We start from the raw sequence: 14,779 nt of genomic DNA on the forward strand, positions 1-14,779 counted from the left end.
TTCCCTGCCGGTCGCCGATTCAGAAAAGTCTCCCATTGACGACATCGCATCGCGCCACCATCCCACCCATCGCCGCTCCGTCGCCGCTCCATCGCCGACTCCGAGGCTGACCCATCCCCAGATTGGTATAACCTGAAGTGCAGGAACCTCCGATCTTCCGGCGCATCTCGACATCGGAGAGACGTCTCGAAGCGGAGGCTATGCATGTTGGAACGGGAAAGCAGGACCTGCTGGTTTGCTGCGGGATTGCTGACGGGTGCCATCACGGCTGGCTTATGTGCATGGCTGGGCGGCCAACGGGCGCGATACGGCAAGGTGCCGGCCGGGACGCCCGCCGCGCCGGATGCCGAACATGCCGATGAAGCAGGGCAAGCCCCTGCCAGGCCGGTGCGTCTGGTGGCCGCGTCGCACGAGACCGACGGCGGGTCGGACATGTTCGAGTACCGTGGGTTTGTCGTGCATCTGTTCTGGCAGGCCCTGGCGCCGGAGCGCTACCGTGCGTGGTGCGATATCTGGGAAGCCGGTGCCGTGGTGCAGGAAGCGGGTGGCCCGCCGGCCACGTTTCTGAGCGCGGCCGAGGCGCGACTGGCTGCTGGTGCATGGGCTCGCCACTGGGTGCAGAACAATGGCTAGGGCGGTCACGCCATCCCGCCGACGTGGGGCGTAAATCACGACATCGCGCGGTGCGACCGGTGATGCCTGCGTGATACGATGACTCGCTTCATTTGGAGTTCATGATGTTTGTCTGCCAGAACCAGCCTTGCGGTGCGCAATGGGCGCCCGACGAGGTGGAAATCCGGAACGAAGGGCAGGGCCCGTTGTTTCGCTGCCCGCTGTGTGGCGCGCGCAATCACCTGGAGGCCCGTCAAGGGCCGGACGGCGCGCCAAAATATCGCCAGGTTCCTCACGCTCCTGTCGCTGCGGCGCCGGAGCGTCCGTCCAGGCCGGCGCCTCACCGTGGAAAACGGCACTGACTTCGCCGAGCAAAAGGGGCGACGTTGATTGCGATAGCGATGTCACCTCAAGACGGCGCGCTCTTGTACCGTTAAGACAATTATGGACATTAGCGATATCTCTCACGATGCCGCCTCCAATGCCGAAGTCATTGGATGGTCGGGTGCATCCCCACAGGTCATTGCCAGGGTGCTGAACACCGCGCTGGCGGCGCAGGATCTCTCGGGCTTTGCCGCGCTGCTGTCTGACATCGCACGAGACCGCGGGCTCAAGGGGGCACGCGGCACGCATCAGTCGATCTACGACATGCCATATGCAAGCCTGCTGCCGCGCCAAAAGCACCTGCTGGCCGATGCGTTTGACCTCTTCCTGCGTCTCGGACTGGAATTCCGCGCGCGTGGCGACGGGGCCGACGATGATCTGACGGACGACGGCGACGACCCACCGCCGCTGCGCGATATCGATGACGACGACGTCATCGACGACGACTGAAGCCGACGTATCCCAGGCCGTCGCAATACGCGGCTTCATACGACTGTTTGACTACCACCTTCCGGCCCGCCAAGTGCGGGCCGTTTCTATTTGCAGCGGGCTGGCATGCGCACGCAGCGTGTCAGGCGCGGTCGAGCAGGCCGATTTCCCTGACCGCCACCGACAGCATCGACAGCGCCGCCACGCCGGACACGCCCGACGCGCGCTGGTCGGTCAGCATCTGCGCGTAGCGGTCCAGCGCTACCTGCCGGCTGCCGCGCCAGCTGTTGATCATCGCGGCGGCGTCGTCGCTGTCCTGCGCCTGCGCCAGCACGCTGGTGGTCAGTGCGCGCTTGAGCCGGCCCAGGTCTTCCAGCGTGGTGGTGCGCGCGAGCAGGTCCCAGTGCGTATCGGCCGGCAACGACAGCGCGCGTTCGCGCAGCCATCCAAAATTCAGCTCGGTATCGAGCGCGAAGTAGACCGCTGCCACCGCGGCCAGGCTGCGATGACACGATGCCGCCACCTCGGCGATGTCGAGAGCGGCCGCGGCGGTATCGCTGGCCGCCACGCGCAGCGCCAGATCATCGTCGACACCGGCCTCGGTCAGCGACAGCGCGGTATCGGCCATGGTCTGCGAGGTCTCGGGCGGCAGCAGCGTTGCCAGTTGCGGTGTCAGCCACTGCGCGGCTTCAATGAAACGGGTTGCACCCGGTTCCACGGTGCCGCCGCCACGCAGGTAGCGCACGAACCAGAGCGTGGCGCGTTCCAGCAGCCGGCCCAGCGCGCCGAACATGCGCGCCTGGACGGCATCGTCCACGCGATTGTCGAGCGCGTCGATGCGTTCCCACAGCGCGGTCAGCCCGAAAACGTCGCGCGCCAGCAGGCACGCGCGCACAATGTCGGCGGGCCGGGCATCGGTCTCTTCCATCAGCCGGTGGACGAACGTGTCGCCGATGCGATTGACCAGCATGTTGGTCAGGTGCGTCGCCAGAATTTCACGCCGCAGCGGATGCCGCTGCATGGCCGCGGCATGCTGGTGTTGCAGCGGCTTGGGGAAATAGTCGACCAGCAGGCCGGCTACCAGGGCGTCTTCGGGCAGGTCAGATACCAGCAGTTCGTCGTAGAGCCACATCTTGCTATAGGCCAGCAGCACCGCGCGTTCGGGCGATGTCAGGCCCTGGCCCAGTGACTTGCGCTCGGCGATGTCGGTGTCCGACGGCAGGAATTCGAGCGGACGGTTGAGGCGGCCCGCGCGTTCCAGCCAGCGGATCAGCCGGCCCTCGGCATCCACCAGCGTCGGCGCCTCGCGCCCGGCCACCGACAGGGCCTGGGTCTGGTAGTAGTTGTCTTCCAGCACCAGCAGGCCCACCTCGTCGGTCATCTCTGCCAGCAGCTTGTTGCGCTGCTTCTCGGTCATCTCGCCATCGGCCACCACCAGGCCAAGCAGGATCTTGATGTTGACCTCGTGGTCCGAACAGTCGACGCCGGCCGAGTTGTCGATGGCATCGGTATTGATCCGGCCGCCATTGCGCGCGAATTCGATGCGGCCCAGTTGCGTGAAGCCCAGGTTGCCGCCTTCGCCCACCACCTTGCAGCGCAGTTCGTTGCCGTTCACGCGGATGGCGTCGTTGGAGCGGTCGCCGGCCTGCAGGTGCGTCTCGGTGCTGGCCTTTACGTAGGTGCCGATGCCGCCGTTGTAGAGCAGGTCCACCGGGGCGGTCAGGATCGCGTGCATCAGTTCGTTCGGCGACAGCGCCGTGGCCTGGATGCCCAGCGCCGCCTGTACCTGTGGCGACAGCGGGATCGTCTTGGCCGTGCGCGGGAACACGCCGCCGCCGGCCGAGATCAGCGCGGTGTCATAGTCGGCCCAGCTGGAGCGGGGCAGGTCGAACAGGCGCTGGCGTTCGGCCAGGGTCCTGGCACAGTCGGGATCGGGGTCGAGGAAGATATGCCGATGGTCGAACGCCGCCAGCAGCTTGATATGGGGCGACAGCAGCATGCCGTTGCCGAACACGTCGCCCGACATGTCGCCAACGCCCACCACCGTGAACGGGGTGCTCTGGATGTCGACGCCCATCTCGCGGAAGTGCCGTTTGACGCTTTCCCACGCGCCGCGAGCCGTGATGCCCATCTTCTTGTGGTCGTAGCCCACCGAGCCGCCGGATGCGAAGGCATCGTCGAGCCAGAAGCCGTATTCGGCCGAGATCGCGTTGGCGTAGTCGGAGAACGTGGCCGTGCCCTTGTCGGCCGCCACCACCAGGTAGGGGTCGTTCTCGTCGTGGCGCACCACGTCGGGCGGCGGCACCAGCTGGCCCGAGACCAGGTTGTCGGTCAGGTCCAGCAGGCCGCGCAGGAAGGTCTGGTAGCAGGCCACGCCTTCGGCCAGGAAGGCATCGCGATCGGTGGCCGGTGGCGGGCGCTTGACCACGAAGCCGCCCTTGGAACCCACTGGCACGATCACCGTGTTCTTGACCATCTGGGCCTTCATCAGGCCCAGCACCTCGGTACGGAAGTCCTCGCGCCGGTCCGACCAGCGCAGGCCGCCGCGCGCCACCCGGCCGCCGCGCAGGTGTACGCCTTCCACGCGCGGCGAATAGACCCAGATTTCGAACATCGGGCGCGGTTCGGGCAGGCCCTGCACCAGCGCCGGATTGAACTTGAACGATACATACGGGCGCGACTGGCCGTCCGCGCCGCGATGGAAATAGTTGGTGCGCACCGTGGCGTTGATCACGTTCAGGAACAGCCGCAGGATGCGGTCCTCGTCCAGGTTGGGCACCTGGTCGAGCGCGGCATCGATATCGGCCAGCCATTTGCGGGTGTGCGGGTCGTCGGTCTTTTCCGCGCGATCGGGGGCGATGGCCGGAGCGGGCGGGGAGGCCGTGGCCGGGTCGAAGCGCGCCAGAAACAGCGACACCAGCATTGCCGCGATACCGGGATTGGCCGTCAGCGCCCGTTCAATGTACGCGTTGCTGAACGTCGATCCCACCTGCCGCAGGTATTTGGCATAGGCACGAAGGATGGTCACGTCGCGCGCCGCCAGGCCCGCGCGCAGCACCAGCCGGTTGAAGTCGTCGTTCTCGATCTCGCCGTTCCAGGCACGGCCGAAGGCATCCTCGAACAGCGGCTTGATCTTCTCGATGTCGATGTCCAGCGGCTTGCCATCGGGGTCGGCGGCGATCTCCAGGCCGAAGTCGTGGATCCACACGGGCTCGCATCCGTCGGGCTCGATCAGGTAGGGGCGTTCCTCGTCCACGCGTACGCCCAGGTGCTCCAGCATCGGCAGACTCAGCGACAGCGCAATGGGCTCGCCGGCTCGGTAGACCTTGAAGCGGAAGGCGCCCGAGGCGGCCTCGATGGGCCGGTACAGGTTCATCGCCAGCTTGCTCGGATGCTGGCGCGCGTGTTCCATCAGCTCGATATCGCGCACGGCGGTGCGCGCCGCATAGTCCTCGCGATAGCCGGCCGGGAACGAGTCGCCATAGCGGCGCAGCAGGCGGTTGCCGTGTTCCTCGCCCCGGCTGTCATGCAGCGCCTGTGCCAGATCGTCCTGCCAGCGGCGCGTGGCCTGCACGATCTTCTCTTCCAGTTCGCGCGTGTCCACCTCGGGCATCGTGCCGGGCTGGCCGCGCACCGTCAGCTGGATGCGTGCGAGCGGCGATTCCGACAACTGCGGCGTGAATTCGCAACTGGTGCCGTTGAACGACTGCACCAGCAGCTTCTGGATGCGCTGGCGCAGGTCGGTGTTGTACTTGTCGCGCGGCACGAAGACCAGGCACGAGATAAAGCGGTCGAATCGGTCACGCCGCACGAACAGCCGCGTACGCTGGTGTTCCTGCAGGCGCAGGATGCCCAGCGTGATGTCGAACAGCTCGTCCTCGTCGGCCTGGAACAGCTCGTCGCGCGGATACTGCTCCAGGATGGTTACCAGCGACTTGTACAGGTGGCCCTTGGTCAGGAAGCCGGCCCGTTGCAGGATATTGGCGCACTTGCGGCGCACCAGCGGAATCTCGCTGGTGCTCACCATGTAGGCCGTGGACGTGTACAGGCCCACGTAGCGGCGTTCGCCGAACAGCTTGCCGTTGGCGTCCAGCAGCTTCACTCCAACGTAATCGAGATAGCCGGGCCGATGCACGGTGGATCGCGAGTTGGCCTTGGTGATGAAGATCGGCGACGCGCCTTCGATGATGGCGCGTGCGGCAGGCGGCAGCGGCGTGACATCGTCGGTACCCGGATCGCGCAGGGCCTCGCGCAGGATGCCCGCGCCCGAGCCCGCCACGCCGCGCAGGAAATAATGGCCGTCGCGCGATACCAGTTCGTAGTCGCGCTGGCCCAGGAACGTGAAATGGTCGTCGAGCATCCATTCCAGGAATGCACGCGCCTCGGCAGACTCCGGCGTGGCGGCATCGGCCGCGTGGGCCATGCCGGCCACGGTTTCCTGGGCAATCTGGCGCATGCGCGGCCAGTCTTCCACGGCGGCCCGCACGTCCCCGAGCGCGGCGCCAATACCCACGCGCAGCGCGTCGAGCCGGGTGGCCTCGCCGGTACGGTCCACTTCGAAATGGATGAACGATTCGAGCCGGCAGCTTTCGGTGCTGGCCTCGGTGCCACCCAGGCCGATGCTCTCGATCGCGCCGCGCGCGTCGCGGCAGACACGGAACACCGGATGGATGGCCGAATGCAGGGTCAGGCCGTGACGGTTGATCTCCATCGTGACGGAGTCCACCAGGAACGGCATGTCGTCGTTCACGATCTCGACGATCGTGTGGTCGGAATGCCAGCCATGTTCTTCCAGGTTCGGGTTGTACACGCGCAGCCGCGCGGCGCCCGAAACGAACTTCTGTGCCGTCTGCCAGTGCGCCATCACGGCGCCGTACAGGTCCGCCACGTCGCGCGCCAGCAGGTCTTCGGCATCGGTCAGGTCGTAGTAATGCCGGAACAGCGGTTCTACGATGGCAAACGTCGCGGCGGGCAGGCGTTCGCGCGCGAATGCAACCAGGTCCTCGAGCAGTTGCGCAACCTTTTCTTCGTTCTCGGGGGGCATGGCCTCTCCTCGGTGTTCTCGGTGGTGTGCCGGTGCATGCTCACACTGTAGGAAAGATTTACGAGGCCGGGGTGACAAAACGACGACGCCCCGCAGGGCGGGGCGTCAGGGCAGCAAGGGGGTGCGCACGGGCCGAAGCCCGGGGAGCGGTCAGGCGGCCAGCGCGTGTTGTGCGGTGCGGGCGGCGGCGTGATCGGCCACCACCAGAGACAGCTCCGCGGTGTTGCGCGCGGCCTGGCGGCTGTGGCGTTCGGCGTGATCGTCCAGCGTAACGGTCATGCGGTGCAGCAGGCTGGTCAGCGCAGTGCGTTCCGCCGGCGCCAGATGCGAGATCGAGACCGAATGCAGCGCGCGCACGGCCAGCGCGGCGCGCTCCAGGCGCGAACAGGCTTCGAGGGGGATCTGCGGCGTGCCGTCGCTCGGAAACTCCAGCCAGCCATCGGCATGGAGTTCGCGCAACAGCCGTTCGGTCTGGGGCACGTCAAGGAAGATCGCGCCCTGGCATGGCTGGCCGCGCGTAAATTGGCCGGACCGGATGGCGCGCAACAGCAACCATTTTGGATAGGACAGCCCCGAAACGCTCAACGTCTGTTCCAGGGCGCTTTGCCACGCGGTGACTGCGTCGACAAGCGAGAGCACGACAGGCTCGTGAATTTCGAGTGCTTTGGGCTGCATTTGCTCAGGTCTCCCATAACAGGGTTTCTTGCCGCCTGGACACTTCTTGGGCCGGTGCTTTGGCCGGCCCGGACGGCTTTGGCGCCTGCCTCTCTTTCGGGCCGGTCGCACTTCATTGAAAATCGGTAGGGCGAACACTAGCAGTAATGTTGGGACATTTGCATGACAGGTCGGGTATGTCCTAGTCAATCTTTCGGCTGAGGCGGCGTGGCTGTCGCCTGGTGCTGCAGGGCGGGCCGGGTGTCTGATGTCCGATGTGTGTGGGGTGCGCGGTGTCGTGCGCAAATGAAAAAGCCCCTGCCGTATGGCAGGGGCCTGGAGTCGTTGGCAGCGGGCTGCGCTGACTTACTGCTTCTTGGCGCCGTCGGTGTACGGATCGGCCTTGCCGGACTTTGCGCCATCCAGGTACGGATCGGGCTTGCCGCTCTTCGCACCGTCCAGGTACGGGTCGGGCTTGCCGGATTTGGCGCCGTCGGTGTACGGGTCGGCCTTCTTGTTCGGGGCCAGGTCGGCGCGCGTAGATTTCTTGGCGCCGTCAGTGTACGGATCGAACTTGCCCGACTTGGCCGGGTTCTGGTTCGGATTCGCCTTGTTCTTCGTATGGCTGCCGCTGTAGAGATCGCCGCCGTCCGTGTAGTTCTTCTGCGCGTGGGCCAGTTGCACGGCGCCCAGGGCAGTCAAGGCAGCAACGATCAGCGTCGGTACGGTCTTCTTCAGCATCATCATCCTCTCAAGTGAGGGCCGGACAGTGGATCCGGCCAAAAGCAGAAATTTGTAGAAAATGCCTGCATCGATAATGACACTGTACCGGGATTTGTGACGGCCTGCCGCCAGGAGTTGTAGTAACAATACTCGGGCGACGGGCACGTCACGTTACTGCTGCGCCATCATCAGGCTGTCATTCGAGCGTGATGTTCTGGTCGGTCGCAATCTTCTTGCGCAGTTCCAGTTCGCGCTTGATCTGCGCGGCATATTGCTGCGGCGTATTGCCGTCCGGGTAGGCGCCGGCGTCGTGCAGGCGCTTCTTCACGTTCGGATCCTGCAGTGCCTTGACCGCGGCATCGTGCACCTTGGTGACGATCGCGGCCGGCGTGCCCGCCGGTGCCACCAGGCCGTACCAGGCCATGTTGTTCATGTCCTTCATGCCTTCCTCGGCGAAGGTCGGCACATTGGGCAAGCCTTCCACGCGCTTGGGCGCTGCCACGGCCAGCGCACGCAGCTTGTCGGTCTGGATGAACGGCATCGACGACGGCAGGTTGTCGAACTGCGCGTTCACCTGGCCGGCCAGCGTGTCGTTCAGGGCCGGGCCCGATCCACGGTAGGGGATGTGGACCATGTCGGTCTTGGTGATGTACTTGAACAGCTCGCCGTCCAGATGCGAGATGCTGCCCTTGCCGGCCGACGCATAGCTGTACTTGCCCGGGTTCGATTTGACCAGCGCGATGAATTCCTTGAGGTTCTTCGCCGGTACCTTCGGGTTCACCGTCAGCACGTTCGGCACGTTCACCAGGTTGGTGATCGGCGCGAAGTCCTTGATCGGATCGTACGGGTTCTTCGCGTTCGTGGCCGGGTTGGTGGCCATCGTGCTGACGGTGGCGATACCCAGCGTGTAGCCGTCCGGCGCGGACTTTGCCAGCGCGTCGGCGCCAATCGCGCCGCCGCCGCCGCCACGGTTCTCCACCACCACCGGCTGACCCAGTTCGCGGCCGAGCGCATCGGATACGGCACGGCCAACGATATCGGTGGTGCCGCCCGCGGCGAACGGGACGATCAGGCGAATCGGCTTGTTCGGATACGACTGCGCTTGCGCGGCGGTTGCGACCAGACCCAATGCGGCGAGGGCGCCCGCAGCGCCCACTTTCAGAACAGCTTTCAAGAGATGCCTCCCAACATATTGCTTGTATTGCCCGGCTACAGATCCGGGTTCCGCAATACGGAACTTCGTTCCGTGATATGCGTCGGAGAGCATTCAACCGCGAAAGGCAAGGGTGGGATATAGGGGGGAACCCGTGGAGATCAGATCACTGGCCCGGGCTGGCGGGCGGAAAGGGCGGGTGCGCGGGCGTAATGCGGCCGGGGGAGGGCCGGGAAAGCGGCAGGCGGGGAGAAAGCAGAAATGGCCGGCGGAAAAGCAAAAAGCCCGAAGCGGTGCGCTTCGGGCTTTTCTGGAATTCGCTGGTGGGGCGTGAGTGACTCGAACACTCGACCTACGGATTAAGAGTCCGCTGCTCTACCAACTGAGCTAACGCCCCAACGAAGAAAAAGATTGTAGCAAGGGGATTTGTATCGCGCAAGCCCCTTCGCCGATTTTTTTGGGGATTTTGCTGCCCCGTACAATGCGCGGGTTCCCGGGTCGGCCCCTGACTCGCCGGTTTCTGCCCATTCCTTTCTATCTACGACCATGCATGCACGTGTTCTGCGCTATCTCGACGAGGTTGTCCGCCGTGGTTCGATCCGGCGCGCGGCGGAGTCGCTGCACGTGGCGCCCACGGCAATCAATCGCCAGATCCTTGAACTGGAAGCCGAGCTTGGCGCGCCGCTGTTCGACCGGATCCACAAGCGCCTGCACCTGACGCCGCTGGGCGAAGCCGTGCTGGCGCATGTCCGGCAGACGCTGCGCGAACACGAGGCGCTGCAGGCGCGTGTGGCCGAGATCAAGGGGGCGCGGCGTGGCATGGTGACCGTTGCCACGACATCGGGGCTGGCAGGCGCGCTGATGCCGTCGCTGGTGCATGATTTCCGCCAGCATCAGCCGGGCATCGTCGTGCGCGTGGCCGACCTGCCGGTCAGTGGCATCGTCACGGCAGTGGAGCAGGGCGACGCCGACCTGGGGCTAGGCTACGACCTGCCGGAAGTGGCGGCCTTTCGCGTGGTAGCCAGCCGCGACTGGTCGATTGGCGCCGTGGTGGCGCCCGGGCACCCGCTGGCGGCCCAGACATCGGCCACGCTGGCCGAATGTGCCGGGTATCCGCTGATCCTGCCCGCGCCATCGCTGTCGATCCGTGCGCTGGTCGACGACGCCTTCGCCCGCCAGTCGATCGAGCTGATGCCAGTCGTGGAGTCCACCTCGGTGGTGCTGATCCAGCGCCTGGTGGCGACGGGTGCCGGGGTGGCGCTGCTGAACCCGCTCGATGTGATGGAAGAGCGGGCGCGCGGGGCGGTGGTATTCGTGCCGCTGCGCGATACCGGCCTGCAGCGCCAGACGCTGCGGCTCGTGGCACGTGGCCGCAGCCAGTTGTCGCCGGCCGCCGGGTTGATGGCGGATGCCATGTCAGAGGCGCTGGCCGGCCTGTTCCGATAGCTGTCTGTCCACAAATTGTGGACACCCCGCGCGAAATTCTGTGCTTGGGGTCACGTGCCGGCGATGCGTAGACTCCGGGCATCACTAACCGGACACCCGACTGCCATGACCCTGATCCTCCAGCACGCCGACGTACTCGTCACCATGGACGCCCAGCGCCGCGAGATCGCCGACGGCGCCCTGGTCGCCAACGGCCCGGCCATCGAGTGGGTGGGCGCTACCGCCGAGCTGCCCGAGACCTATCGCCGCATGATCGACGACGGCAGCGCAGAAGTGGTGAGCATGCGCGGCCATGTGGTCATGCCCGGCCTGGTCAACACGCACCATCACATGTACCAGAGCCTGACGCGTGCCGTGCCGGCCGCGCAGGACGCCGAGCTGTTCGGCTGGCTGACCAACCTGTACATGATCTGGTCGCACCTGACACCCGAGATGATCCGCGTCTCGACGCAGACCGCGATGGCCGAGCTGATGCTGTCCGGCTGCACGACCACGAGCGACCACCTTTACCTGTACCCGAATGGCTCGAAGCTCGACGATTCGATCGATGCGGCACGGCAGATCGGCATGCGCTTCCACGCGGCGCGCGGCTCGATGAGCGTGGGCCGCAGCCAGGGTGGTCTGCCGCCCGATGTGGTGGTCGAGCGCGAGGCCGATATCCTGCGCGACAGCCAGCGGCTGGTAGAGCAGTACCACGATGCCTCGCGCCACGCGATGCTGCGCGTGGTGCTGGCACCGTGCTCGCCGTTTTCGGTGTCGCGCGACCTGATGCGCGAGTCGGCAACGATGGCGCGGCACTATGGCGTGTCGCTGCACACCCACCTGGCCGAGAACGACAACGACATCGCTTACTCGCGCGAAAAATTCGGCATGACGCCGGCGCAATATGCCGAGGATCTGGGTTGGGTCGGGCACGATGTCTGGCACGCGCACTGCGTGAAGCTCGACGACGAGGGTGTGGCGCTGTTCGCGCGTACCGGCACGGGTGTGGCGCATTGCCCGTGCTCGAACATGCGGCTGGCATCGGGGATCGCGCCGATTCGCCGCATGCGCGATGCGGGCGTGCCGGTGGGGCTGGGCGTCGACGGCAGCGCTTCGAACGACGGTGCGCACATGCTGGGCGAGGCGCGCCAGGCGATGCTGCTGCAGCGCGTGGGATTTGGCCCGGCGGCCATGAGTGCGCGCGAGGCGCTGGAGATTGCCACGCTGGGCGGTGCGCGCGTGCTGAACCGCGACGATATCGGGGCGCTGGTGCCGGGCATGTCGGCCGACATCGTGTCGTTCGACATGTCGGCCGTGGGCTTTGCCGGCGGTGGTCACGACCCGGTGGCGGCACTGGTGTTCTGCACGCCCGCCAATGTGTCGACCAGCATCATCAACGGCCGCGTGGTGGTGCGGGATGGCCAGCTGCGCACGGTCGATCTGCCGAACGTGCTGGCCGATCATCGCCGGCTGGCGCGCGTGCTGTTCGACAGCGCCACGGTTTGATACGCCGGGCCTGGGTGCTTTGATGAGCGGATCGCATGAGCGATCCGGCTCCAGGCAGGCAGAAAATGGAAGCGGCCGGGAAAGGAATTGGCCGGAAAAAAGCAAAAGGCCGGAAGCATCGCTGCTTCCGGCCTTTCTGTGTCTGGTGGGGCGTGAGTGACTCGAACACTCGACCTACGGATTAAGAGTCCGCTGCTCTACCAACTGAGCTAACGCCCCGACGAAGACCGAGATTCTAGCAGCATTTTTGACTTTGTCAAACGCTAAATGCGTAGCGCGAATAAATCGGCCGGAAGGCCGGCCGCATGCGCGCGGCAAGCTGCAGCGTGACCGGATCGATCGGCCAATTCGGCAGAACAATCGGCACATCGCGCTGACACACACGCATGGCATGCTGCGCGGTTGCGGTGGCGTCACCATGCAGCACAGACGACAAATGACGGAACTTGCTGCACCCGCCACCGGTCATTGGGACGAATCTTATTCTGCTGATGGCATGCAGGGGATCGAAGACGATTTCCGCAAAGCCATGTTAGGATTCTTTTCCACTTGCATATGGAGGGCTGTGATGATGGAAATCAAATTCCAGGAGCAAGACCGCTACGACATCAACAACGAGGGTTTGCTGTTCCACGCGCTTGTCGATGGTGAGCAAGTGACATGCGTGGTAACACGCGAAGCACTCTGGGAAGGCTTCAGCGCCGATCAGGTGCTGTCGCTGGAAGAGGCGTTCCGCGCCGGTCGTGACACGATCGAACGCGCGGCCGTGGTGCTGATCGAGCAGGGCGTGCCCCAGCCGGTCGTGGTCAAGCGGGCGCACGTGGCGCCGGTCTGAAGGCCGACCGACGGTAGCAACCCTCCGCCCGCCGGCTTCGGCCCTGCTTCACAGCAGGCCGGCCGGCGCGCCAGACGCCAGAAGGTTCAGGGCGCCTTTCGAGTAGTTCTCAGCAGTTTTTTCAAAGTCTGGTTGTCTGCATTGCCATTCAGGCAGGATGCGTCGTGTCCAGTCTCGCGTCATGCCGTGGCGCGGACTGAACGGTGCTGTCCTGTTCCTGCTGGCTTGCGGGGCCGCCTGGCCGCTGGGCGCATTCCTCGAAAATGCGCGCCTGGCACTGCGCGCAGATTTCGGGCGACAGCCTGTCAATGATCGTGTGAAGTGCCTGCCGCTTGGTCGGGAAGATATGGTCGCTGCCCAGCTTGGCGGTAAATCCGGTTTGCTCCCATGTTTCCAGCACCTGCGTACGCGGGCGATGGAAGTACAGGTCGCCGTCCGCGGCGCGCCGCTCGGTCAGTTCTGATTCCCACATCTCGGCGCCTGCCAGGTCGATGAAGTTCATGCTCTTGGTCATCGCCAACAGATGCTTCTGGTCGGCATCGACGGTGCGCAGCCAGTGCAGGCGATCGGTCACGTACTGCACCGCGCCGAAGTAGATGGCGCCTTCCATGCGCAGCAGCTTCAGCTGCGGGCATTCGGGCTGCGGACGTCGCAGTTCGTCCAGCGGAGTAAAGCGGCGGCCCGGGTCGTCGGCGTCGGGCACCAGGCTGCGCACGGCGGGGCGTGACGTGCGATAGAGATAGGCCACCAGCGACAGGATCGTGCCTAGCAATACGGCCATTTCCAGGCGGATCACCAATGTAGCGGCGAATGTGCCCACCGCGATGGCGAATTCGGTGCGCGACAGCTGCGCAATGCGGCGCAGCCGCTGGAAATCGAACAGGCCCCAGGCCACCAGCATCAGCATGGCCGAGATGGCCGCCAGCGGAATCTGGGCCAGCAGCGGGGCGCTGACCGTGACCAGTACCACCAGCAGCAGGGCAGAGAACACGCTGGCCAGCGGCGTCTGTGCACCGGCCTCGAAATTCGGCATCGAGCGGTTCAGCGAGCCGCACGAGATATAGCCCGAAAACAGCCCGCCCGCGATATTCGACAGCCCCTGGCCGATGAACTCGCGGTTGGCGTTCACAATGTGTCCGGATCGCAGCGCCACGGCCTTGGCGATCGAGATCGACTGGCCCAGCGCCACGATGGTCAGCGCGGCCGCAATGCCGAGCAGGTCGGGCACCGTGCGCCAGTTGATGTCGGGCACATGGAAGGGCGGAATGGCCGACGGGATCGGCCCCACCACGTTCACATGCTGGGCGCCGCCCCAACCGCTATGGTTCAGCAGCATCGCCACGCAGTAGCCGGCCAGCAGGCCCAGCAGCATGAACGGCAGCCGCCGCGATACACGCTTGATGGCGATGGTGACCACCAGCGTAACGGCACCGACGATCAGCGCACTGCCATTGACGGTGTCGAGGTTCTCGAACAGGAAACGCACCACGCCGAACGCGCTGGTGCCGGTGGGCACCGCCAGGCCGAACAGGTCCTTGAGCGCGTAGAGCCCGATCAGCGTGGCCGCGCCACATGTGAAGCCGAGCAACACCGATGGCGAGATGAAGTTCGCCAGCGAGCCCAGCCGCAGCGCCCCGACCGCAAGCTGCAGCAGGCCCACCAGCATCGTCACGGCCAGCGCCAGCGCGATATAGGCCGGACTGCCCGCGAAGGCCACGGGGCTCAGCATGGCGAACAGCGCAAGCGAATTGGCATTGGTCGGCCCGGACATCACATGCCAGCTCGACCCGAACAGCGCCGCCACGATGCAGGGGATGACCGCCGTGTAGATGCCGTATTGCGGCGGCAGCCCGGCCAGCGTGGCAAAGGCCACGCCCTGGGGCAAGACCAGCACCGCGCCGAGCAGGCCGGCGATCACGTCCGCGCGCAGCGTCAGCGGGGTGACGCGACGCAGCCATGGGAACCAGCGTTGCAGGGCGGGGGGATTGGCGCGGGCGGCGGCGCTCATCGG

The 14,779-nt window shown here is 65.5% G+C and carries 10 protein-coding genes and 2 tRNA genes; 5 read left to right on the forward strand and 7 right to left on the reverse strand.

The features are described 5' to 3' along the window. The first annotated feature begins 204 nt into the window (after positions 1-204). Both ACOABP_RS15610 and ACOABP_RS15615 read left to right on the forward strand, forming a co-directional pair. A complete protein-coding gene (locus ACOABP_RS15610) occupies positions 205-633 on the forward strand; it encodes a hypothetical protein (RefSeq protein ID WP_474226000.1) in 429 nt (142 codons plus the stop codon). A 423-nt stretch (positions 634-1,056) separates the two neighbouring features. Then, the gene (locus ACOABP_RS15615) at positions 1,057-1,446 is read left to right on the forward strand and encodes a hypothetical protein (protein WP_066738513.1); all 390 of its coding nucleotides are present in this window, start codon (positions 1,057-1,059) and stop codon (positions 1,444-1,446) included. A gap of 121 nt (positions 1,447-1,567) precedes the next feature. Here ACOABP_RS15615 and ACOABP_RS15620 read toward each other — a convergent pair whose 3' ends face one another. The 5 genes from ACOABP_RS15620 to ACOABP_RS15640 form a co-directional block, all read right to left on the reverse strand. Further along, positions 1,568-6,469, reverse strand: coding sequence for an NAD-glutamate dehydrogenase (locus ACOABP_RS15620; RefSeq protein ID WP_474226001.1), 4,902 nt, complete (start codon positions 6,467-6,469; stop codon positions 1,568-1,570). 150 nt (positions 6,470-6,619) lie between these two features. Then, on the reverse strand, positions 6,620-7,144 hold the full coding sequence (locus tag ACOABP_RS15625) for a MarR family transcriptional regulator (RefSeq protein ID WP_474226003.1): 525 nt from the start codon (positions 7,142-7,144) through the stop codon (positions 6,620-6,622). Positions 7,145-7,489: 345 nt separating this feature from the next. Beyond that, complete coding sequence (locus tag ACOABP_RS15630) at positions 7,490-7,864, reverse strand: hypothetical protein (RefSeq protein WP_066738921.1); 375 nt, start codon at positions 7,862-7,864, stop codon at positions 7,490-7,492. Positions 7,865-8,042: 178 nt separating this feature from the next. Continuing rightward, the gene (locus tag ACOABP_RS15635) at positions 8,043-9,020 is read right to left on the reverse strand and encodes a tripartite tricarboxylate transporter substrate binding protein BugE (RefSeq protein WP_474226005.1); all 978 of its coding nucleotides are present in this window, start codon (positions 9,018-9,020) and stop codon (positions 8,043-8,045) included. Positions 9,021-9,320: 300 nt separating this feature from the next. Then, positions 9,321-9,396: transfer RNA gene (locus tag ACOABP_RS15640), tRNA-Lys, on the reverse strand. 149 nt (positions 9,397-9,545) lie between these two features. Here ACOABP_RS15640 and ACOABP_RS15645 point away from each other — a divergent pair. Both ACOABP_RS15645 and ACOABP_RS15650 read left to right on the forward strand, forming a co-directional pair. Then, positions 9,546-10,445: a LysR family transcriptional regulator gene (locus ACOABP_RS15645; RefSeq protein ID WP_474226007.1), complete on the forward strand. Its 900-nt coding sequence runs from the start codon at positions 9,546-9,548 to the stop codon at positions 10,443-10,445. Positions 10,446-10,550: 105 nt separating this feature from the next. Continuing rightward, on the forward strand, positions 10,551-11,933 hold the full coding sequence (locus tag ACOABP_RS15650; protein WP_474226009.1) for an 8-oxoguanine deaminase: 1,383 nt from the start codon (positions 10,551-10,553) through the stop codon (positions 11,931-11,933). 143 nt (positions 11,934-12,076) lie between these two features. Here the strand turns inward: ACOABP_RS15650 and ACOABP_RS15655 are convergent. Then, a tRNA-Lys gene (locus ACOABP_RS15655) sits at positions 12,077-12,152 on the reverse strand. 352 nt (positions 12,153-12,504) lie between these two features. Here ACOABP_RS15655 and ACOABP_RS15660 point away from each other — a divergent pair. After that, positions 12,505-12,768 (forward strand): DUF1488 family protein, encoded by a 264-nt coding sequence (locus ACOABP_RS15660; RefSeq protein ID WP_066738920.1) that lies wholly within the window; start codon positions 12,505-12,507, stop codon positions 12,766-12,768. Between the two features lie 148 nt (positions 12,769-12,916). On the opposite strand, the gene ACOABP_RS15665 is transcribed toward ACOABP_RS15660, so the two are convergent. Beyond that, positions 12,917-14,776, reverse strand: a complete 1,860-nt coding sequence (locus ACOABP_RS15665; protein WP_474226011.1) for a SulP family inorganic anion transporter — start codon at positions 14,774-14,776, stop codon at positions 12,917-12,919. Positions 14,777-14,779 lie beyond the last annotated feature (3 nt).

Source organism: Cupriavidus sp. HE11, assembly GCF_056097175.1.

What these genes read in the sequence shown, in the direction of transcription:
- ACOABP_RS15630 (WP_066738921.1), bottom strand. Translation starts at nt 7,864, where the DNA reads ATGCTGAAGAAGACCGTACCGACGCTGATCGTTGCTGCCTTGACTGCC.
- ACOABP_RS15660 (WP_066738920.1), top strand. Translation starts at nt 12,505, where the DNA reads ATGGAAATCAAATTCCAGGAGCAAGACCGCTACGACATCAACAACGAG.
- ACOABP_RS15645 (WP_474226007.1), top strand. Translation starts at nt 9,546, where the DNA reads ATGCATGCACGTGTTCTGCGCTATCTCGACGAGGTTGTCCGCCGTGGT.
- ACOABP_RS15615 (WP_066738513.1), top strand. Translation starts at nt 1,057, where the DNA reads ATGGACATTAGCGATATCTCTCACGATGCCGCCTCCAATGCCGAAGTC.
- ACOABP_RS15610 (WP_474226000.1), top strand. Translation starts at nt 205, where the DNA reads ATGTTGGAACGGGAAAGCAGGACCTGCTGGTTTGCTGCGGGATTGCTG.
- ACOABP_RS15665 (WP_474226011.1), bottom strand. Translation starts at nt 14,776, where the DNA reads ATGAGCGCCGCCGCCCGCGCCAATCCCCCCGCCCTGCAACGCTGGTTC.
- ACOABP_RS15625 (WP_474226003.1), bottom strand. Translation starts at nt 7,144, where the DNA reads ATGCAGCCCAAAGCACTCGAAATTCACGAGCCTGTCGTGCTCTCGCTT.
- ACOABP_RS15650 (WP_474226009.1), top strand. Translation starts at nt 10,551, where the DNA reads ATGACCCTGATCCTCCAGCACGCCGACGTACTCGTCACCATGGACGCC.
- ACOABP_RS15620 (WP_474226001.1), bottom strand. Translation starts at nt 6,469, where the DNA reads ATGCCCCCCGAGAACGAAGAAAAGGTTGCGCAACTGCTCGAGGACCTG.